Origin of the sequence: Fibrobacter sp. (assembly GCA_017503015.1) — a bacterium.
Classification (GTDB): Bacteria; Fibrobacterota; Fibrobacteria; order Fibrobacterales; family Fibrobacteraceae; genus Fibrobacter.
In genome coordinates this window covers 1-18,262 of record JAFVTX010000048.1, presented here as the reverse complement: position 1 = coordinate 18,262, position 18,262 = coordinate 1, and the positions used below count along the sequence as shown (strand labels likewise).

Genomic DNA, 18,262 nt, shown 5'->3' with positions numbered 1-18,262 from the left:
TCTTCCGTCAGCGCCAAAAATTTTTCCACTTTGATCCCTGCCTTTCAACGAAATAACCGAATCGGTTATTTATAATATAACACCAATAACCGATTCGGTCAAGTAATTAAAATTATCATTTTAAAAATAGATAGACACCCACCCCGTCAAGGTCGTCTTTCCAGCGTCTACATGGGCAAGAATTCCAATATTGATTATTTTCATGTGATTGTCCTCCCTTTACTGCCCCGAAGGGCATAAAAATCCTCCAAGGGCTTTACCCTAAAGATAAACAAAAAGAGGGTGAGCTGTTCAGCTCATCCTCTTTAAGTGGAGCCTCCCGGACTTGAACCGGGAACCAACGGGTTTACGTTCGTGATGCTTTCGCACCTCCGTGGACTATGTCTTCGCCATGCCCTTGCGGGTTTAGGCGTGGGAGGCTTGCGCGGTCATTAAGCAGGCTCTACTGCTCCGCTAGTCTCTACACCTTCCAGGAGTGTACCCCTGGCTCGGCTCGGCGTTGCCGTGCAGCGTTACCGCTGGTTAGGTTTCACCGATTTCTTCCCATTCGCATCCAACTCTTTCAAGCTGGTGCCACAATTTTTATGAGTCCGACGCTCTAACCGATTGAGCTAAGGCTCCGAGCGCAAAGATAGTAAAAATCGGATTTTTTCAAGTGAATAAATCATATTTTGTGCAAAAAAGAGACCGAAGGCGGCTCTTACTGCCGCCTGACATTAGAGGAACATCGTCGTCACAAGCGCCCTGATTTTTTCATCGGCATCGGACTTGGACAGGTAGTCGCGTATCAAGTCGGGATAGTCGTAGGGCGCCCATTTGGAAATGTAGGCGGCAACCATGCGGAAGAAATCGGTTTCGACCTGCTTCTCGACGGTCAGCGCGTATTCCTCGCAGACGAACCGTTCCGCCATCCAGAATTTCCCCGCATTTCCATTCCCAGCTTCAAAGGGACATTCCTTCTCGCCCTTGTAAAAGCTGCACAGAGTTCTGTAATTCATTGTTTGCCTCGCTTAAAAAATAGCTTTTGTACTATTGCTGCAAGCTGTTCTTGAGCATGTTCACCACGCCATCTATCCAGGAACGGTTCACCTCGTAGCCCGACGCACAGCGCGTCAGATAGCCGCGTACCTTCTTCTCCACGTCCGCGATTCCGTCGAACACGTCGAAGCAGTAATCTCCATCGGCATCCAGTGGCGAACCGCGCCCGGAAATTCTATCCTGGATGCTGCAAGCGTAATAGACCCGCGGGTAATCGAGGGCGCATTTCAGCTCCACGTAGCGCCTGTAGCCCTCTCCCTGCCTGAATGTCTGCACATTCTCCACATAGACTCCGCAGTCATTCTTACGGGCGCAAAGCCATGATTTACACCATGGCCTTGCATTGTTCGCTTCGCTTGCGGAATCCAAGATGGAAAAGAAATCCAGCTGTCCTTCCGCCATCGTCACCCCTCCAGCAATCGAACTTTATCGCGTTCAGGCTGAACGGCCAAGCCGCCCCAGCTGCCCAAAACCTGGCCCTTGCTGTCGATGTAATCGACGACGCCGACCTTGCCCGTGTACTGGGGTTCGCCAACCATTTCGATGATTTCAATCTTGTCTCCGATGTTCAATTTCATGTTCAGCCCTCCTAGCAATATTCGACCTGCGTCAGCATCGGGTAGCCGTTCGGAAACAGCTTGGTACAAAGTTTTTCCACATGTTCGGAAACGTAATATACATCTTCGTCGCTCAATGTGGTAGTCTCTCCGTCCTTATTTTTTACGACCAGGAGATTGCCGACAAACATAGGCGAACCGAGATTGTCGATGGCACTGATTTTCGCTGGCTGCTTGAAAAGACCTTCGTCGTCGCAGATAATGTCGAAGACCTTTTTGCCGATTTTCCGTTCCTGAATATCAATCACGGTACACTGCAATTCACGGTAGTAGTCCGCGAGCTTATTTTCAATTTCAACGGCCTTGTGGGTCTCGTTGATAACGTCGATTAGGTATGCTTTTATCTTCATTGTTTTTTTCCTTTAGGTTAGTGTCCACTTGTTTTGAATTGCATCGTAAACAACTGCGAAACCAAGTCTCAAGGCGACTTCCTTGAGCGCGAGCAGCTTCGCCGCTGCGGTGTCGGCTTGCGCCAGCGTGTACCTTTCCATGGTGCCGTTGACGCTTTTCTCCGCCATCTTTTGAAGTTCGTCGGATTTTTGATTGAACTCGTTCATCAACCGTTCAAACTGTTCTTTCACTTTCGCCCTTTCCATCGCTAAGCCTCCACGCTATCTTCTTCGGTTTCTTCTTCAATCGCCTTGTCGATTTCTTCCTCCAATTCCTCCATCGCCTTTTCGATGCCCTCGTCAAGCAGGTAGCAGCGAATCGTCACGTCCGCCCATTCGGCGCCTTTCTCGATGGCGTTGCACTCGCAGCAAAACTCGGTCATGGCCTCGCCAAGCAAGTCCCAGTTCCCCGCGATGTTCTGCTCTGCTTCATAGCTGGAGAACGTATAGGACCCCGAAGCATTGCCAGTGACGGAATCGTCAACCCAGAACGCATCGCGGAATTTCTCTTTCAGCGTTTCCTTGGACATTCCCTTCACGTCGTGATACCCAAGGTATTCCTTGATGGCTGTCACGCAGTCGTCCTTGATGTTTTCGTGGTAGTCGTAGCTCATGGTTTTACCTCTCAAAAAAAGAGAGGCTCGCCGTTTGGCGAGCCTCGATGGATTGAATCGAAAGTCTTTTTTTCCCGTCTGGAATCATCAAATATCTAGTCAACATTATCGTCATTTTTTAAGCCGTTTTAGTGTTCTTTTGTTCACTACTTAATATACCTAATTTAGTTAGGTTTGTCAATGGCCGTACAAAAAAAATTTTGACGGTCTTTACCCCCTGGTTCAACCTGTTAATTTTTTGTAAATTTTTGACGTCTGGGGATGAGCAAAAAGCTCAAAACCAGGTCACAAAAAGTGGGCTTTTTAAGGCAAAAACAGGGTTTTAAATTGTGAGCTTTTTGTGAGACGTTAATCGAAAACCCAGTATCTACGCGGGACAGGGCAGAGCAGCGGACTCATAACCCGCGGGTTCCGGGTTCAAGTCCCGGAGGTCCCACGAAAGCCCCGAGATGTAAAAATCTCGGGGTCTATTTTTGTCCCAGCCACCATTTTTTACATTTAAATGCAGAAGCCGCAACACGGAATTAAGTATGAAGACCGTCAAGAAACTTTCCTTAATCAGCACAGTCGCCTTTGCGATGTTCGCCTTTAATGCTTGCGACGACTCCAGTTCCGGCAGCGGGCCGGACGCAACGGGCACAAAGGATTCTTCAAACAGTTCGGGACATTCGGACCCATTCGACTTCGACTGCCACATCTACCAGAAAAGCAACTGCGATTTCAAGATTACGGACGCTTCCTGGGAAATCTCCATTGCAAAGTATGGTCACTGCAGCAACATTACCACGGGAACGGAAGATACCATTTGGGTGTCCAAAATCTATACGCCAAATGAAACCGGCTATACTCTAGAAGACAGCTGGAGTATCACTGGATTCGTATTCGAAAGCAACTGTAGGAATTCTCCTCAGGGCGTTGTATACGAAAATGAGAGCGACACCCTAAATGTCAAGAGGATGTGCAACCCAACAACGCACTCTTCCGAAATGATTAGGCCCTATGAATACGAAAAGGTCGGCAAAACGCTCGAGAGCCTGTACGAAGAGGCGCTAAAGGAATGCGAATCCGCAAATACTGAAGAAGATTGGTAACTACTACATTCAAGAGCAAGAGGTATAATCATGAGCCGTATCGACAATCGTAAAAATGACGAGATGAGAAAAATCAAGATGACCACGGGGTTCGTGTCCAGCGCGGACGGTTCCGTGCTTATCGAGATGGGACACACCCGAGTGCTGTGCAATGCAACGCTTTTGCCCGAAGTTCCCAAGTGGCTTGCCGGCAAGGGCCGCGGCTGGATTACCGCCGAATATTCTCTGCTGCCCCAGAGCACCGGCCAGCGTGTAGAACGTGAACGTAAAGGAGCCAGCGGACGCACGCAAGAAATTCAACGTCTGGTGGGTCGTTCGCTCCGAGGAGCCGCCAACCTGAACGCCCTAGGCGAGCACGCCCTGGTAGTGGACTGCGACGTGATCGAGGCCGACGGCGGGACCCGTACCGCAAGCATCATCGGAGGCTTTGTGGCGCTGGCCCTCGCCCTCAAGAAGGTGAAGCCATCCATCGAGGTTACTGAACAGGTGCTGCTGCACAACATCAGCGCCATCTCTGTCGGCGTCATTGACGGAGAACCCCGTCTGGACCTGTGCTACGAAGAAGACAGCCGGGCCGATGTAGATATGAACATCGTGATGCGGGACGCCGCCGAATACATCGAACTGCAGGGGACCGGCGAGCACGCCTCTTTCGACCGCAAGACCCTGGATGCCCTGCTGGCCCTAGGCGAAAAGGCCTGCAAGGAAATCAAGGAAATGCAGATGTCCCTGATTGGCGGGGAGTTACCGTAAAGGCCTAATCACATTCATCAAGCCAGCCCAGCGAATGTATGGTGAATTCGCTGGTCCATTCGTTGATATTCCCATTTTGCAACACAATATTCAAGCGGACCACATTTTCTGTAGCCGTAGCAATGGTTGTGGAATGTTTTTTATCCCAACCCGATTGCGAAAACGCGCTCCAGGGGATTTTTAAAGTCTTGCCGTTTGTCTCACTAAGCGGGGCTCTCCAAATATCGAAACCATAAACATCCGTATTCCACTCCAGTTCCACATACATTGGGGCCCCAGAAAGCGAATAGTCCAGACAGAAACCTTCATGGGAGGAAATATCTATCGCGGATTTTGATTTCGTCCAATAAAAACCAATACCGCCAATAGCTGGAGAATCGGAAGCACCACCCGCAGTAGATATAGTCACCCGAAGTCCCTCGCCATCAAGCAGATTGCCGCCAGGGATAATCGTGCCGTCCGACATATCCGCCATTATTAATTTCCAGGAGCCGTCCGAATTCCGAGCAATAGGAGTAAAACTAGCCTCTGTTCCCGGATTTTCTTCAGTACCATCATAAGCAAACCACCAGCCCTCCGTGTTTTGGAAACAAGACGCACCGTAGTCATCCATTGCTCCAGGGTCACCGCCAGTACACTCCACCACTTCCGGCGTCTGAACTTGATAGAACCGTTCGGGATTCATATTCCAAAGTGATCCAGCAACTATTGCTTTTTCCTTCCATTCTCCATCACTACAGACATGTTCACCATCATAACTGTTGCCATTTTGGGACTCGTCACAAAGCCCCCACAGGGCTTCATATTTTGTCGCCTTGCGCCAGGCCCCGTCAAAAATGTAGACCAGCGTATCCGTCACTGCACCATTCTTCCGTTCTCCATATTCTCCAGCGTTCCAGGACTTGTTGTTCACATAGTCGTACATTTCTCGTTCATCTTCCGTGGCCTCGCGCCATTTTTCTCCATCATAGGCATAGTAGTTGTTCGATACAGCGCCCTTGCGGACCTCTCCTGTAAAGCCGGCGATCCAAGGACTTTCGTTTACATAGTCATAGGTATCCTTCTCAAAATCGGTCATTTCCCTCCAGGCGTTGTCTTCACAAACGAAATACATTGCCTTCTTGGTACTCTGCCTGTTGCCATTTTTCAGGATCTCACCTCTATTTTCTGTAGAACATACCCCCAACCTATAGTTGGAATACCAGAAATGGCGCACGTACTTTTCAAAATTTGGAACAGGGCCCAGTTTCCAGTCGGCAACATGCTTGCGGATAGAATCCAAATAACCCTCATGGTCCTGCGTTTCCGCCCAGTCCGCAATCTCCGTCCTGACAGCTTCATCATCCCATTTGCCATCTTCTTCCAAATCGTTCACCACACTTTGGAGCAAAGACGTTAGTTTTGCCACGGAGCGGTCTCCCTGGAACATGACGGAGAAGGCAAGCAAAGCGCCATCTGCTTCAGAGGTTCCCACAATGTTCAAGTCTTCAGAACTGGCAAATCCCTCGCTGCCCGTGATGTCCAGCATGGCAAGAACCTCTTGTTGGGCTTGAGCCTTGGCCTTGTACACCTTCATCTTCTTTTCTTTGACCAGGTAGACTACGCGCTGGAATTCCAAGTGCGTAAGCAGGTTGATATTCACCAGACCTCCATCACGTTTGCGAACATCGGTAATGGCATACAGGGTAATGGGGGCCTCGGATTCCTTTCCCGAAACCTCGTTACGGTAATAACCATCGGCGTGAAGTTCCACGTACTGACTCACCATGGTACGGGCATTGAGCTTAAACTTTCCGTCATCCGTCTGGATTTTGGTTTCAAAGTTGAGACCCGTCTGGTTCAAAGTACGTCCACTTTCCAGTTCCAAAACTCGAACTTTGGAACCGCTCAAGAACGGTCCCTTTTGCATGTAGCCGTTTACACCTTCCATGGAAGTGGGAATGGCTTCGGGATCAACATTCTCTTCTGAAGACGAAGAATCCTCGCTCTCGGCGAAACTGCTAGACGATTTTGATTCCGCATTCTTTTCAACAGAAGAAGAAGATTCGTCATCAATTACGGAGGCGTCGCTAGACTGCAACGACTCCTGTTCGTCGGCACTACTCCCGTTGTCCCCACCACAAGCGGTAAACAACGATATCACCGAAATAACGCAAAAAAAGAAAACCAGTCGAGAAGATATTTTTTTATACATCATCTTCCCCCCCCCTTAAAAACTTCTAATCCAAATATATAACATCCAGATAAAAAAAAGAACTCCGGCACCAGGACCGGAGTGGTAAAACGCACTCTATCCTTTAATTACAGCAGAGCGAGGCTCGGGAACACTCCCATCACCAGCAAGGCCGCGGCCGCAACTGCCACGGTAAACTTCAGCATATAGCCAAAGACCGCATTGTCCGCACACTGGCACTTACATTCGCAGGTTTTCTTGGCAGGCGCAAACAGCACATAGGCAATGCGCAGGTAGTAGGCCGCAGCCACCAAGGAAAAGCCAAAGCCCGTCACTGCAATCCAGGACATGTCCGCAGAGAAAGCCCCCGTAAAGAGCACGAACTTGGCAAGGAACCCAGCAACAGGGGGAAGCCCGGCCAAGGAGGCAAGGCACACAGCCACCGCCAGCGACACGAAAGGACGCCTACGGCCTGCACCCTGCAAGTCATCTAAGGTTTCGTTCTTGTCGTCTTTACCCGCCAAATAAGCAACCCCGGTAAGAGCACCGGCAGAGGCCACGGCGTAGGTAATCAAGAAATAGAACATGGGGCCAAATTGCACCCTGCCAGAAACCAAGTAATCGGGCAACAACAACCCAATCAAGATGAAGCCCGCATTCATCACGGCGGAGAACGCCAAAATGCGGCGGATGGATTTTTGCGCAAGACCTCCAAAAGCTCCAATTGCTATGGATAGAATAGCAACAATCATTACCATCACGCCCAGGGATTCGGACTGGGAATCAATGGTCACCGGTTCGGCCAAATTCCAGGCAGGAGCGGACGAAGCCTTGGTCACCAGCACAGAGAGCCAGATAGAGCCGAGAGCAGCAAGAGCGGCCACCTTCACGACGGCAGCCATAAAGCCTGTAACGGCCACGGCGGCACCGGTATAGACGTCGGCCACCCAGTAGTGAACCGGAGCGGCACCCGCCTTGAACAGCACGCCGAAAAGCACCATCAGTACACCGATAGCGTAGAGCGGTTCACGCCACAAAATGCAGCTTGAATAGAAGCTGGTGGTTCCCGTAGCACCGTAAATCATGGCTACACCATACAGGAAAATGGCGCTGAAAATGGCTCCCGACACAAAATACTTGAACACGCCTTCAGCCGAATTGGTGTTCCTGCGACGGAGCCCCACCAGGGCGTACACCGGGAAAGAGGTCAGTTCCATGGCGATGAACAAGGCCAAATAATCGATGGCCTGGATCATGAGCAAGGCTCCGCCCGTAGCCAAAAGCATGAGACCGTAGGGTTCGCCGCCCTTATGTTTTTCGTGACCCAGAGTCCACTGGATACCAGAAATTCCAAGAAGAGAACAGAAGAGAACCGCTCCCGTCAACAGTCGACGGACAGGATCCATGGCAAACAGGTTGAAAAGCGTATCCGGAGAAAGAAGCGCACAAGACACCATGGCAAGCGCCACGAAGAATGCAGCTGACCACGGCAAAACCTTGTGCTTGTTTTCGTCCTTGATAAAGGGTTCCGCGGCAATGGAAACTATGGCCCCGAGAATCACAAGGATCACCGGCATAAGATTGATGTAATTACTCATTTTCGGATGCCTCCGTCTTTTCAGTTTCTACCGCAGGCTGTTCAACCCCTGCCGCAGAAGAATCCGTACCCACTACAGCCGATTGCTCCTCCGCTTCAGAAGCGGCCACCGCAGAATCTACAGCCAGGGTTTCAGACTGGATCTGGGCAAGCAAGGCCTTGCGTTCTTCTTCCGTAAAACCAGAAGCGGCAAGAGTGGAATCCAGTTCCCGCAACTCTTCGGCAGTCATGGGCTGTTCTGCAGGTTCTGTAACCTCCTCTACAACTTCCGTCGTCGATTCTTCGGTAATTCCCTCGTCGAACAGGTGCAAGGAATTGGTCACGAATGCGGGGTGCAGACCGAAGGCCAGAAGCAGCGCCAGCATGGAACCGAAGGCAACCCCTTCCAGAGCCGTGGTCCTTGTACCTTCCTGGTACTCACGGGCGGGCTTGCCGAAGATAACCTTCTGGACAAAGCGGAGCACGTAAGTGGCCGAAAGAATCAGGCAGAAACCGCCCACCAATGCAGGCAGGGGTCCCAAATCCCACAGGGAAAGGAGCACTGTAAATTCGCCCACGAATCCGGCAGTACCGGGAACGGCAAGAGCCATGACGCCAGCCGCACCGAAGAGGAAACTGAACACGGGATTCTTTGAAGAAAGACCGCCCATTTCGTTGATGTTGCGGGTGCCGGTCATGCGTTCGGCAACGCCCATCAAGAAATACTGGACACCGGCAGAGATACCGTGGGCCACCAGAAGCACCAACACCGCGGGGAGCATGGCTTCGGAAAGGCTGAAGACACCTGCCACCGCAAAGCCCAGGTGGCTCATGGAACTATAGGCCAAGAGCCTCTTGCCGTCGGTAGCCCGGAGCGCCATGAGGGCTCCATAAATCGCCGTACCGAGGCCAAGCCACATAAGGCCAGAAATGTAATTCAAGTTCATGGGGAATATGGGCAAGACCCAGGCGATAAAGCCGAACACGCCCGCCTTGCTCATGGCACCCGTAAGGATTGCAGACAGAGGTGCAGGAGCTTCGGCATAGGTAATGGCTTGCCAACCATGGAAGGGGAAGATAGGAGTCTTCACCAAGAAGGCAAGCAAGAAGCTGAGCATCACCAGGGTCTGGGTATCTGCAGGCAAACTCTGGACAGCCACCGCCATAGAGAGCAACAGGGAGTTGTCGGCTATGGTCAGCAAGTACCAGAGGGCCACCATCATGGGAGCAGAGCCCACCAGAGTGTAGATGGCAAAGGTCATGGCCGCCGTAGTCCTCTTTTCGCCACCGAAAGCCGCAATCAGGATTGCCGCAGGAATCACCATGGCTTCGAAGAAGAAGAAGAACAGCACGGCGTCTGCCGCAAGGAAGGTTCCGTTCATGGCGCCCATCAAGGCGAAGATGCCGATGGCGAAATTGCGGTAGCTCTTGCCCGTAATGCTACGGGCAGAAATCAGAGCAACTAAGGAGAGACCACAAGAAAGGAACACCATCCAGGCACCCAGACCGTGGGCGTAGAGGTAGTAGTAAACCGGACCGCGGGTTCCCGGAATGTGGAACCATTCCACAGGGGTGGTCGCCTGGTTACCCGTGACAATCAAGGCCACGGACATAACCGCAAAGGCCACACCCATGAGGATTGCCATGCGAGAAGACGCGCTGGAGTCTTCCTTGGAGTTGAGCACCATCAGGATGGCGGCAACAAAGGGCGCGATAACGAGAAGATTTAACAACATTAGACGAGTCCTCCCGAGAAAATGACCAGCATTACAAGGAGTGCAACCCCTGCAACGCTAAACGAGAGCTGGAGACGAACCTTGCGGACCTGGAGGATAGACGCCCCGTCGCCGAGGATTTCGACGATGGCGGCAAGGGTCCACTGGATTGCCTGCAGTACCTTTTCCACCACCACGTCGCAGAACCAGGCCAGAATGTTCACACCGGCAATAAATGCGCAGTGGATATAGTCCCAAAGGAACGTCCAGGAAGCGGCGCTGCCTTCGGGAACCGTAGAGGCTCCCTTGACACCGATGATACGGGCGCGGCTAAATACCTTCCAGGCGATATACATACCGCCGAGGGCAGCCAGCGTGCCAAGAGCGGCAAAGATAACCGGGTTCACGTGAGCGGCAGGATTTGCCGCCAGGTAAAGAGCCTGGGCGTGACCCACCACAGAAGCCATGCTGTCGCGGAAGAAGGTAAGGCCAATGGAATCAGCCCACAGATAGCCGGAGAAGATAGCACCGAAGGCGAGAATCACCATGGGGAACAGCATCACCGCCGGAGCCTCGTGGATATGTTCCTCGGTTTCCTTATCACCGCGATATTTGCCAAAGAAGGTCATGATAATCAGGCGTCCCATATAGACCGCGGTAATCACCGCCGTGGCAAGACCCACCACATAGACGATGGGGCCAAGAATGGGGCCACTCACGAAAATGCGTTCCAGAATCAAGTCCTTGGACCAGAAGCCCGCAAAGCCGGGGAACCCGACAATGGCGAGGAAGGCAAAAATCATGACGCAGGCCGTCACGGGAGTCTTGTTGATAAGCCCGCCCATACGGCGCATATCCTGCTCCCCAGCGAGGGAATGGATAACCGCACCGGCTCCAAGGAACAAGGCCGCCTTGAAGAAGGCGTGGGTGAACACATGGAAAATAGAAGCATCAAAGGCACAGACGCCTGCCGCCATGAACATGTAGCCCAACTGGGAAATTGTCGAGTAGGCCAGAACCTTCTTGATGTCGTTTTGCAGAAGGCCCGCAATGGCCGCCCAGAGGGCCGTGAACATGCCCACGAAAACGATAATCAAGAGCACATGCTCCAGCAGGCAGAACATCATCGAGAGACGGGCCAGCAGGTAAACGCCGCTGGTCACCATGGTGGCCGCATGAATAAGAGCGGACACGGGGGTCGGACCCGCCATGGCGTCGGGAAGCCAGGTCAACAGGGGAATCTGGGCCGACTTGCCAGTGCAACCGATAAAGAAGAGGAGTCCTGCAAGAGAAAGGGGCAGAACCAGTTCCACAACTTCGCCGGCACCAATCACCATGTTGATGAAAGCGGCAAGGCCGTCGTAGTTCAACAGGCTGGAGCCACCGATAGTCACAAGGGTAAGCATGCCCAACAAGAACCCGATATCGCCCACGCGGTTCACGATAAAGGCCTTGTTTGCCGCCTTGCAGTTCTTGATATCCTGATTCCAGAAGCCGATAAGCAGGTAAGAGCAGAGGCCCACGCCTTCCCAACCGAGGAAGGTGAGAAGCAGGCTGTCGGCAAGCACCAACACCACCATGCTGAACAGGAACAGGTTGATGTAGGCGAAGAACCTGGCAAAGCCACGGTCGCCGTGCATGTAACCGATGGAGTACATGGCGATGAGGGAGCCGATTCCCGTGACGAACAGGAGCATGATGCGGGAAAGTCCGTCGAACAGGAAACCGATATCCGCCCGAAACAGGGGAATATCAATCCAGTTGCAGAGGGTTTCCCTGAACCCGGCCTCGGGCATGCTGCAGGCAAGGATTGCCACCACGGCAAAGGAGAGCGCCGGGAACAACACCGCAAGAGTCCCGACGAGACCTTCGGAGGGGCCCTTCTTTGCGCCCGAAGAAACCACGGCGATGGTTCCCAGAAGGATGGTACCGATCAGGGGGAAAAGAGGAATAAACCAAAGTGGTAAATGTGTCATAGCCTACCCCTTCATATCCGAATAAGAATCCGCATCAACGCTTTCCTTGTTACGGAAAATCATGATGACCATGGCAAAGCCCACGCAGGCCTCGGCCGCCGCCACCGCTATGGAGAACAGCGGCACAATCTGACCCGTAACGCTAGCCTCTGCAGGAAGCGTCTTTGCAAAGCCCACAAAGGAGAGGTTCACGGCATTCAGGGCCAGTTCTACGCCCATGAGCACAAAGAACAGGTTGCGGCGGGCAACGGCGACGATGATGCCGATGGCGAAAATCACCAGGGCAAGAATCTGGATGTATAACGGTTGGAGTTCCATCAGTGCTTATCCTCCGTATTTTCGCTAATCACAGAACCAAGGTGTCTCTTGGCAAGGAAGATGGCCGCCACCATCGCCGAAAGCAACAGCACGCCAATCACCTCGAACAAAAGGAAATACCCGGGGCCCGTAGAGGCCATGTTGAACAGAGTTTCCGAAGTCACCTTCACGGAACCTGCCACAGTTGCAGAATCAAATGTCATAGTGGAACGCAGCAAGGCAAAGCCCACCATGGCGGCAAGAACCAGAACGGCGGGGATAATAAAGAAAGACACCCCGTCGAACATGGGAGTCCGCTTATCCTTGGCACCGTTTAAGACCATAATCACAAAGGTCACGAGCATCATGATAGCGCCCGCATAGACCATAATCTGGACAACTCCCAAGAAGGGGCTGCCTACAAGGCCGTAGATGCCGGCCAGGGAGACCATGGACACCACCAGGGAAAGAGCGCCGTACAGAGGATGCCTGGAAAGGAGCACGCAAAGGGCGGCCCCTACGGCAATCACGGCGAGAATAATAAAGTAAACGAGAGCGAGCATTACTTAACCTCCATTCCCCAGGTTTCCAGAGCCTGCTTGTTCAGAGTCCCGCCAGGAGCCTTCTGGCTCTGCTCGTCTTCGGGATAGTCGGCAGGATTCCAGTTGGTCAAATCGAAAAGACTGGATACAAATTCGTCGCGGGTGCGATGTTCGAAACTGATTACCTTGGTATCCATGCGGAGCGCATCTACCGGACAGGCCTCGACGCAGAGACCGCAGAACACGCAGGTCAGGTGGTCGATGTCAAAACGCATCACCCGCTTTTCGATACGGGGGTCGTCACTCTGAGTAGCCTCGATAAAGATGCAGTGAGCAGGGCAAGCCGCAGCGCACATGCCGCAGGCCACGCAACGGGGAGTCCCGTCGGGGCGAAGCATCAGGCGGTGCTTGGCACGGTAGGTGTTGCGCACTTCGGGCTGACCTTCGGGGTAAGAGATGGTAGGCAGGCTGTCGTAGTCGAAAAGACCGCGGGCAGCGTGCTTGAGAGTTGTCCACAGACCGCGAATGGCCTCAAAGATATAGAGGCGTTCACCCAGGGTCATGGGTTTCTGTCTAATAACGCGCATTAGTTACCCCCTACGAGTTTGGCGATGACCGCTGTCACCACGAGGTTAATGAGGGCGATATTCAAGATAATCTTCCAGCCGAGATGCATCACGTGGTCATAGCGGAAGCGAGGCAGAGTCCAGCGGACCCAGATCCACACCCAGCAGAAAAACACGCTCTTGACCACAAGCACCAGCAAGTGGATAAGGGCCGTACCCACGGCTGTCGCAAGGCTACCCACGGCAAAGCCGTTCACCACGAAGTTCGCGGGATTGTAGAACAGCCAGGCACAAGCACCCAGGGCGACAAACACCACGACGGCCACCCAGGCGACGAGCTTGTAAAGCTTGTATTCCTGCAAGATTTCCATCTTGTTGGACTGGGCACGCTTGGCAAGCTTTGCGGAATAGCGGTAAATCAAGTGGAGGAACGCAAGAGCGAGGAAGGCGAGCACGCCAAAGAGGATGGCGAGAGAGCCTCCCATGTGGGCCTGCATGGTTTCCGTCGTCACGAAAGGCACGGAGTAGCCGCCCAAAAAGAGGGTCGCGATGAGGAAGCTGTTGATGCAGATGTGGGAGTATTCACCCATGTAGAACAGGCCGAACTGCATGGCACCATATTCGGTATGGTAACCGGCAACCAGTTCGGGTTCGCCTTCGGCCACGTCAAAGGGAGCGCGGCCCGTTTCGGCGATGCTTGCGATGAGGAAGCAGAAGAAGGCCACCGGCTGGACCACAATGCCCCAGGCGTGGTGTTCCTGCCAGTTCACGATATCGGTTAGGTTGAAGGAGCCTGCAAGGAGCAAGATGCCCATCATGGAAAGACCGAGACAGACTTCGTAGCTGATGGTCATGGAACTGGTACGGAGCGCTCCCAAGAAGCTATACTTGGACTTGGACGCCCAACCGGCCAACACGGCACCGTAAGCCGAAAGGGACGAAAGCCCGAACAGCAGGAGCACGCCCACGTCGGAATCCACGATGGAGCCCGCAATGCGGACCGTCTTGCCACCCCATTCAAAGACCATGGGACCAAACCAGGGAATCACGCAGGGGCTTAAGAAAACGATAGCGAAAGGAATAGCAGGCGCCACGTAGTACAAGAACTTGTTTGCGCCCTTGGGAGCGAACATTTCCTTGAAGAACAGCTTGGTGCCGTCGCACATGTTCTGCACATACCCCAGCAAACGGATCTTTCCGAAATAGGGAATCTTGATATAGGAACGGTTGGGACCCTGACGGTCTTGCATAAAGCCAGCGCCGCGGCGTTCCATAGGAATAAGCAACAGGATGTAAAGGACCGGCACAAAGCAGAAAGCGAACTTTCCGATAGTGATGAGCCATTCCACCCAGGTCTTGGATTCAATAATATCCATTATGCTTCACCTCCTTCGAGGAGTTTGCCTGTACTCTTGATGGCATCGTAAGAAAGGCCTGCGAGAGCGGGAGCGTATTCGCCAGCATGTTTAAAGGCGTCTGCCGCGGACTCGAACTTGCATCCGGCCAGTTCCGAAAGGATTTCGTAGGCCGGGCGGATCTTCTCGTCGGGGCATACCGGGCAGGCATTCAGCTTTTGCAGAATGTTCAGGCTGTTCACCATAGTGCCCTGGACTTCGCTCCAGTGGCGCACACCGCAAGAGAGGGTGCCGTGAGCGGCGGTCTCGTCGTTGAAAGCCGAAAGCACCACGCGGTTCTGGATCTTTTCGAGGGCGGAAGCCTGGGATGCATCTTCGCCGAAGATATCCAGGTTCACGGTCAGGAGCAGCTTGAATTCGCCGGCACGCTTCGTGAGGTCTGCGAGGTTGTTTTCGGGGACGCCCATGAGCTTGAAGCCTGCGCGGTTGGCCATGGGGTCACCGCTCATGGCGATGCCGTCGGGAGAACCCACCTTCTTGAACGTACCGCCGAACAGCTCGGCGCTGTCGCCAAGGGAATCCTTCAGCATGCGGAGGGCCGCAAGGTCCTCGATGGTGCAGGTGCCGCCAGCGGCAAGGGCAATCTTGCCCCCTTCCGCCTTGACTCCGGAAACCAGGTTCTGGATTACATGGAATCCCATGAACGGAAGGCGGTTCTTGTCAAAATTCTGGAACGCGAGACGGCTGGTGTTAGAAAGCCAGCTGCGGTTCACTTCCGGATTGCAGCGGGGCATCACGCGATAGATGCGACCGTCGGCATGGTCCAGCCAGATGTTTGCCCCCAGGGAATCGTCCATGGAAACCGTGGGCGTGTGGGAAAGGAGCCAGACGCGCTTCTGGAAGCGGAAGTACTTGGCCGTCATGGCGCCCACCGGGCAAACGTCGGTGACGCACAGGTCGTATTCGTGGTCCAGCTTTTCGCCCGGGAACGTAGTGATGTAGGTGTGGTCGGCACGGCCCGCCAGCTGGAGCTGTTCGGAACCGGCGATGCTACGCATAAAGCGCACGCAGCGGTCGCACTGCACGCAACGTTCTTCGTCCAGCAAAACGCGGGGGCCCAAGTCCACATGCTTGCCACCCCGGAGCTGGCCCTTGGCGTCAATGAACTGGTGCGCCGGATTGCCGTGGTAGTTCTTGCCGTATTCGGGACGCATGCGGGATTCGTTCTGACCCGCTTCCATATAGTTTTCTTGCAGGGTGCACTCGCCGGCCTTGTCGCAGATGGGGCAATCCAGCGGGTGGTTCACCAGCATGAACTCCTGAGTGGCCTTGCGGGCGTTTTTCACGCGGGCGCTGGAGGCCGGCGTATAGATTTTCATACCCGGAGCCACCGGCGTGTAGCAGGCAATCACCAGCATACGACCGCGGGGGCCTTCTTGCTCCACCAGGCACTGGCGGCAGTTGCCCGACACCGGGAGGAACGGGTGGTAACATACGTGGGGCGTTTCGATACCCACGGCCTTGAGGGCTTCGAGAAGATTCGTATCGCCAGGAACCATCACCGGCTTGTCGTCCACGAAGATTTCCACCTTCGGGCTGTTCTCGGTCGGGAGTTTCGGCATGTTGTAGTAGTTACTCATAATATTACCAGAAAATTCCAGGACGATAGGTTTCTTGAACACGGGGCTTGGCGTGGTCCGGGTTCTTTGCGATGTATTCGTCAAAGTCCGCACGGAACTTGGCCGTATAAGAACTTACAGGGCCACCCAGCGAAATGGAAAGAGGACAAATGGTCACGCCGCCGAAACCGCCGCAGAGGCTCTGCATCAGTTCCACGTCGCCGTCGTGACCCTTGCCTTCAACAATCAGGTTCAACATGCGGTGCAGAAGACCCGTACCTTCGCGGCAAGGCGTGCACTGGCCACAGGATTCGTGGCTGTAGAAGTTGCCGAGGCAGTTCAGCAGGTCCACCATGTTGTGGGTATCGTTAATCACGATCATGGCGCCAGAACCGAACATGGTCTTCATGGAGGCGAGGCATTCATAATCCATGGTGGCCACGGCCGCTTCTTCGGCAGTCAAGGGAGCGCAAGAGGATCCGCCCGGCAGCACGGCCTTGAGCTTTCCGCCCACAACGCCACCGGCGTAGTCGTTAATCATGGTCATCATGGGAGTGCCGAGAGGAGCCTCGTACACGCCCGGATTCTTCACGTCGCCAGAGATGCAGAACACCTTGGTACCGCCAGCACGGGGAGTTCCCATCTTGGCGTATTCTTCGGGTTCATGGCTCAGGATCCACGGAAGGGCCATGATGGTCTCCACGTTGTTCACGCAGGTGGGGCTCTTCCAGGCGCCGCTTACCGCCGGGAAAGGCGGCTTAAGACGGGGCTGACCCTTCTGGCCTTCGAGAGAATTGATAAGGGCGGTTTCTTCACCGCAGATGTAGGCGCCCGCTCCGCGATGGACAAAGATGTCAAAGCAGAACTTGGTGCCCATAATGTTTTCACCCAGGTAACCGGCAGCGTATGCCTGGTTCAAGGCCTTGTTGATGCTTTCGATGCAGGGCAAAAATTCGCCACGGCAGTAGATGTAGGCCGCGCGGCTGCCCAGTGCCCAACCGGCGATAATCAGGCCTTCGATAAGACGGTGGGGGTCTTCCAGCATCAAGAAATGATCCTTGAAAGTTCCGCCTTCGCCTTCGTCGGCGTTCACCACGATATACACGGGCTTGCCGGAATTGCGGGGAACAAAACTCCACTTCATGCCCGTGGGGAACCCTGCACCGCCACGGCCGCGCAGGTTAGAGCGCTGCACGTAGTCGATGAGTTCGAACTGGCTCATGTTGAAGAGCTTTTCGGAAATATTGGCGTAGCCGCCCAGCTTCTTATAGACTTCGATGTCCTGGGCGCCCTTGCCGAAGTTCGCTGTACAAACTTTTACACATTCAGCCATAATTACTTAGCCTCCTCTACCGGCGCGGGCTTCTGAGTAGCGGTAGCTTCCTTGGAAGGTTTCGCCGTGCGTTCGCCGGAAGTGGCAATCATGCGATACACATCACCCACCTTGCCGTTTGCGTCGAGGAAACTCTTGTCCTTCACGCCGGGCTCGCCCACGGCGTCCCACTTGGTGCCGTTCTTCTTTTCCACCACCAGCTTCGTGAATTCGGGAGCACCCTTCCAGGTGAGGGTGGCGCCAGCGTCGTCGGCTTCGGCCTTCACGTTCAGCACCGGAGAAGGTGGAGCGTAGTCGGCCACCTGTGGCTTCGCCTTGGCGCCGGGAGCGCCAGGGTGTCCGCTGTGACCCTTAACGATACCGCCCAACACATCGTGCTTGGGCATGTTGTCTTCGTGAGCATAGCACCACTTGAGAATACGGTCAATGCTGTCGGTGGTAAGGGTAGTACCCGGTTTCATCACCAGCTGGTCCCCTTCCACGTCGGTGGCGAAATCGTCGTTCACCAGCATCATGGGGCCGTTGCCGCAGCTGCCCAGGCATTCTACCTGGAGAATGGTGAAAAGTCCATCAGGGGTTGTTTCGCCGGTCTTGATGTTCAAGGCCTT

At 53.9% G+C, this 18,262-nt stretch carries 20 protein-coding genes and 1 tRNA gene; 3 read left to right on the top strand and 18 right to left on the bottom strand.

Features of this window, described 5'->3' with window-relative positions; genetic code table 11:
- Positions 1 to 120: 120 nt before the first annotated feature.
- The 7 genes from IKB43_08665 to IKB43_08635 form a co-directional block, all read right to left on the bottom strand.
- A complete protein-coding gene (locus tag IKB43_08665) occupies positions 121 to 204 on the bottom strand; it encodes a hypothetical protein (protein ID MBR2470204.1) in 84 nt (27 codons plus the stop codon).
- A gap of 512 nt (positions 205 to 716) precedes the next feature.
- Positions 717 to 998, bottom strand: a complete 282-nt coding sequence (locus IKB43_08660; protein MBR2470203.1) for a hypothetical protein — start codon at positions 996 to 998, stop codon at positions 717 to 719.
- A gap of 31 nt (positions 999 to 1,029) precedes the next feature.
- Positions 1,030 to 1,440, bottom strand: coding sequence for a hypothetical protein (locus IKB43_08655; GenBank protein MBR2470202.1), 411 nt, complete (start codon positions 1,438 to 1,440; stop codon positions 1,030 to 1,032).
- 2 nt (positions 1,441 to 1,442) lie between these two features.
- Positions 1,443 to 1,616, bottom strand: coding sequence for a hypothetical protein (locus IKB43_08650; protein ID MBR2470201.1), 174 nt, complete (start codon positions 1,614 to 1,616; stop codon positions 1,443 to 1,445).
- A gap of 11 nt (positions 1,617 to 1,627) precedes the next feature.
- Entirely contained in the window at positions 1,628 to 2,005 is a 378-nt protein-coding gene (locus IKB43_08645; protein ID MBR2470200.1) for a hypothetical protein, read from the bottom strand.
- A gap of 12 nt (positions 2,006 to 2,017) precedes the next feature.
- Complete coding sequence (locus IKB43_08640) at positions 2,018 to 2,251, bottom strand: hypothetical protein (protein ID MBR2470199.1); 234 nt, start codon at positions 2,249 to 2,251, stop codon at positions 2,018 to 2,020.
- Positions 2,252 to 2,253: 2 nt separating this feature from the next.
- Entirely contained in the window at positions 2,254 to 2,658 is a 405-nt protein-coding gene (locus IKB43_08635; protein ID MBR2470198.1) for a hypothetical protein, read from the bottom strand.
- Between the two features lie 373 nt (positions 2,659 to 3,031).
- Here IKB43_08635 and IKB43_08630 point away from each other — a divergent pair.
- The 3 genes from IKB43_08630 to rph all read left to right on the top strand — a co-directional run bounded on the left by IKB43_08630 (position 3,032) and on the right by rph (position 4,502).
- Positions 3,032 to 3,094 (top strand) — tRNA-Met (locus tag IKB43_08630).
- A gap of 94 nt (positions 3,095 to 3,188) precedes the next feature.
- Positions 3,189 to 3,749, top strand: coding sequence for a hypothetical protein (locus IKB43_08625; protein MBR2470197.1), 561 nt, complete (start codon positions 3,189 to 3,191; stop codon positions 3,747 to 3,749).
- 30 nt (positions 3,750 to 3,779) lie between these two features.
- Positions 3,780 to 4,502: a ribonuclease PH gene (gene rph, locus IKB43_08620; protein MBR2470196.1), complete on the top strand. Its 723-nt coding sequence runs from the start codon at positions 3,780 to 3,782 to the stop codon at positions 4,500 to 4,502.
- Positions 4,503 to 4,506: 4 nt separating this feature from the next.
- On the opposite strand, the gene IKB43_08615 is transcribed toward rph, so the two are convergent.
- The 11 genes from IKB43_08615 to IKB43_08565 all read right to left on the bottom strand — a co-directional run.
- Positions 4,507 to 6,699, bottom strand: coding sequence for a hypothetical protein (locus IKB43_08615; GenBank protein MBR2470195.1), 2,193 nt, complete (start codon positions 6,697 to 6,699; stop codon positions 4,507 to 4,509).
- 104 nt (positions 6,700 to 6,803) lie between these two features.
- On the bottom strand, positions 6,804 to 8,273 hold the full coding sequence (locus IKB43_08610; protein MBR2470194.1) for an NADH-quinone oxidoreductase subunit N: 1,470 nt from the start codon (positions 8,271 to 8,273) through the stop codon (positions 6,804 to 6,806).
- Entirely contained in the window at positions 8,266 to 9,987 is a 1,722-nt protein-coding gene (locus tag IKB43_08605; GenBank protein MBR2470193.1) for an NADH-quinone oxidoreductase subunit M, read from the bottom strand. Before IKB43_08605 ends, IKB43_08610 begins: the two co-directional genes overlap by 8 nt.
- A complete protein-coding gene (gene nuoL, locus IKB43_08600; protein ID MBR2470192.1) occupies positions 9,987 to 11,942 on the bottom strand; it encodes an NADH-quinone oxidoreductase subunit L in 1,956 nt (651 codons plus the stop codon). Before nuoL ends, IKB43_08605 begins: the two co-directional genes overlap by 1 nt.
- Before the next feature lie 3 nt (positions 11,943 to 11,945).
- Positions 11,946 to 12,260, bottom strand: coding sequence for an NADH-quinone oxidoreductase subunit NuoK (gene nuoK, locus IKB43_08595; GenBank protein MBR2470191.1), 315 nt, complete (start codon positions 12,258 to 12,260; stop codon positions 11,946 to 11,948).
- Positions 12,260 to 12,802 (bottom strand): NADH-quinone oxidoreductase subunit J, encoded by a 543-nt coding sequence (locus IKB43_08590; GenBank protein MBR2470190.1) that lies wholly within the window; start codon positions 12,800 to 12,802, stop codon positions 12,260 to 12,262. Before IKB43_08590 ends, nuoK begins: the two co-directional genes overlap by 1 nt.
- Positions 12,802 to 13,368, bottom strand: a complete 567-nt coding sequence (locus tag IKB43_08585) for an NADH-quinone oxidoreductase subunit I (GenBank protein MBR2470189.1) — start codon at positions 13,366 to 13,368, stop codon at positions 12,802 to 12,804. The genes IKB43_08590 and IKB43_08585 overlap by 1 nt, the downstream gene beginning before the upstream one ends.
- The gene (locus IKB43_08580) at positions 13,368 to 14,723 is read right to left on the bottom strand and encodes an NADH-quinone oxidoreductase subunit H (protein ID MBR2470188.1); all 1,356 of its coding nucleotides are present in this window, start codon (positions 14,721 to 14,723) and stop codon (positions 13,368 to 13,370) included. The genes IKB43_08585 and IKB43_08580 overlap by 1 nt, the downstream gene beginning before the upstream one ends.
- Positions 14,723 to 16,342 carry a (2Fe-2S)-binding protein gene (locus tag IKB43_08575; protein MBR2470187.1) on the bottom strand — a complete coding sequence of 540 codons (1,620 nt, stop codon included), beginning with the start codon at positions 16,340 to 16,342 and terminating at the stop codon, positions 14,723 to 14,725. The genes IKB43_08580 and IKB43_08575 overlap by 1 nt, the downstream gene beginning before the upstream one ends.
- Before the next feature lie 4 nt (positions 16,343 to 16,346).
- Positions 16,347 to 17,654, bottom strand: coding sequence for an NADH-quinone oxidoreductase subunit NuoF (nuoF, locus tag IKB43_08570; protein MBR2470186.1), 1,308 nt, complete (start codon positions 17,652 to 17,654; stop codon positions 16,347 to 16,349).
- A gap of 2 nt (positions 17,655 to 17,656) precedes the next feature.
- On the bottom strand, positions 17,657 to 18,262 hold a 606-nt coding region (locus IKB43_08565), incomplete at its 5' end, for an NAD(P)H-dependent oxidoreductase subunit E (GenBank protein ID MBR2470185.1).

Excerpts from the sequence above, each read along its gene's own strand:
- IKB43_08660 (MBR2470203.1), bottom strand. The coding sequence starts at position 998 with ATGAATTACAGAACTCTGTGCAGCTTTTACAAGGGCGAGAAGGAATGT.
- IKB43_08575 (MBR2470187.1), bottom strand. The coding sequence starts at position 16,342 with ATGAGTAACTACTACAACATGCCGAAACTCCCGACCGAGAACAGCCCG.
- nuoK (MBR2470191.1), bottom strand. The coding sequence starts at position 12,260 with ATGGAACTCCAACCGTTATACATCCAGATTCTTGCCCTGGTGATTTTC.
- IKB43_08635 (MBR2470198.1), bottom strand. The coding sequence starts at position 2,658 with ATGAGCTACGACTACCACGAAAACATCAAGGACGACTGCGTGACAGCC.
- IKB43_08665 (MBR2470204.1), bottom strand. The coding sequence starts at position 204 with ATGAAAATAATCAATATTGGAATTCTTGCCCATGTAGACGCTGGAAAG.
- IKB43_08655 (MBR2470202.1), bottom strand. The coding sequence starts at position 1,440 with ATGGCGGAAGGACAGCTGGATTTCTTTTCCATCTTGGATTCCGCAAGC.
- IKB43_08625 (MBR2470197.1), top strand. The coding sequence starts at position 3,189 with ATGAAGACCGTCAAGAAACTTTCCTTAATCAGCACAGTCGCCTTTGCG.
- nuoL (MBR2470192.1), bottom strand. The coding sequence starts at position 11,942 with ATGACACATTTACCACTTTGGTTTATTCCTCTTTTCCCCCTGATCGGT.
- IKB43_08645 (MBR2470200.1), bottom strand. The coding sequence starts at position 2,005 with ATGAAGATAAAAGCATACCTAATCGACGTTATCAACGAGACCCACAAG.
- IKB43_08640 (MBR2470199.1), bottom strand. The coding sequence starts at position 2,251 with ATGGAAAGGGCGAAAGTGAAAGAACAGTTTGAACGGTTGATGAACGAG.
- nuoF (MBR2470186.1), bottom strand. The coding sequence starts at position 17,654 with ATGGCTGAATGTGTAAAAGTTTGTACAGCGAACTTCGGCAAGGGCGCC.
- IKB43_08580 (MBR2470188.1), bottom strand. The coding sequence starts at position 14,723 with ATGGATATTATTGAATCCAAGACCTGGGTGGAATGGCTCATCACTATC.
- IKB43_08585 (MBR2470189.1), bottom strand. The coding sequence starts at position 13,368 with ATGCGCGTTATTAGACAGAAACCCATGACCCTGGGTGAACGCCTCTAT.
- IKB43_08615 (MBR2470195.1), bottom strand. The coding sequence starts at position 6,699 with ATGATGTATAAAAAAATATCTTCTCGACTGGTTTTCTTTTTTTGCGTT.
- IKB43_08610 (MBR2470194.1), bottom strand. The coding sequence starts at position 8,273 with ATGAGTAATTACATCAATCTTATGCCGGTGATCCTTGTGATTCTCGGG.
- IKB43_08590 (MBR2470190.1), bottom strand. The coding sequence starts at position 12,802 with ATGCTCGCTCTCGTTTACTTTATTATTCTCGCCGTGATTGCCGTAGGG.
- IKB43_08605 (MBR2470193.1), bottom strand. The coding sequence starts at position 9,987 with ATGTTGTTAAATCTTCTCGTTATCGCGCCCTTTGTTGCCGCCATCCTG.
- rph (MBR2470196.1), top strand. The coding sequence starts at position 3,780 with ATGAGCCGTATCGACAATCGTAAAAATGACGAGATGAGAAAAATCAAG.
- IKB43_08650 (MBR2470201.1), bottom strand. The coding sequence starts at position 1,616 with ATGAAATTGAACATCGGAGACAAGATTGAAATCATCGAAATGGTTGGC.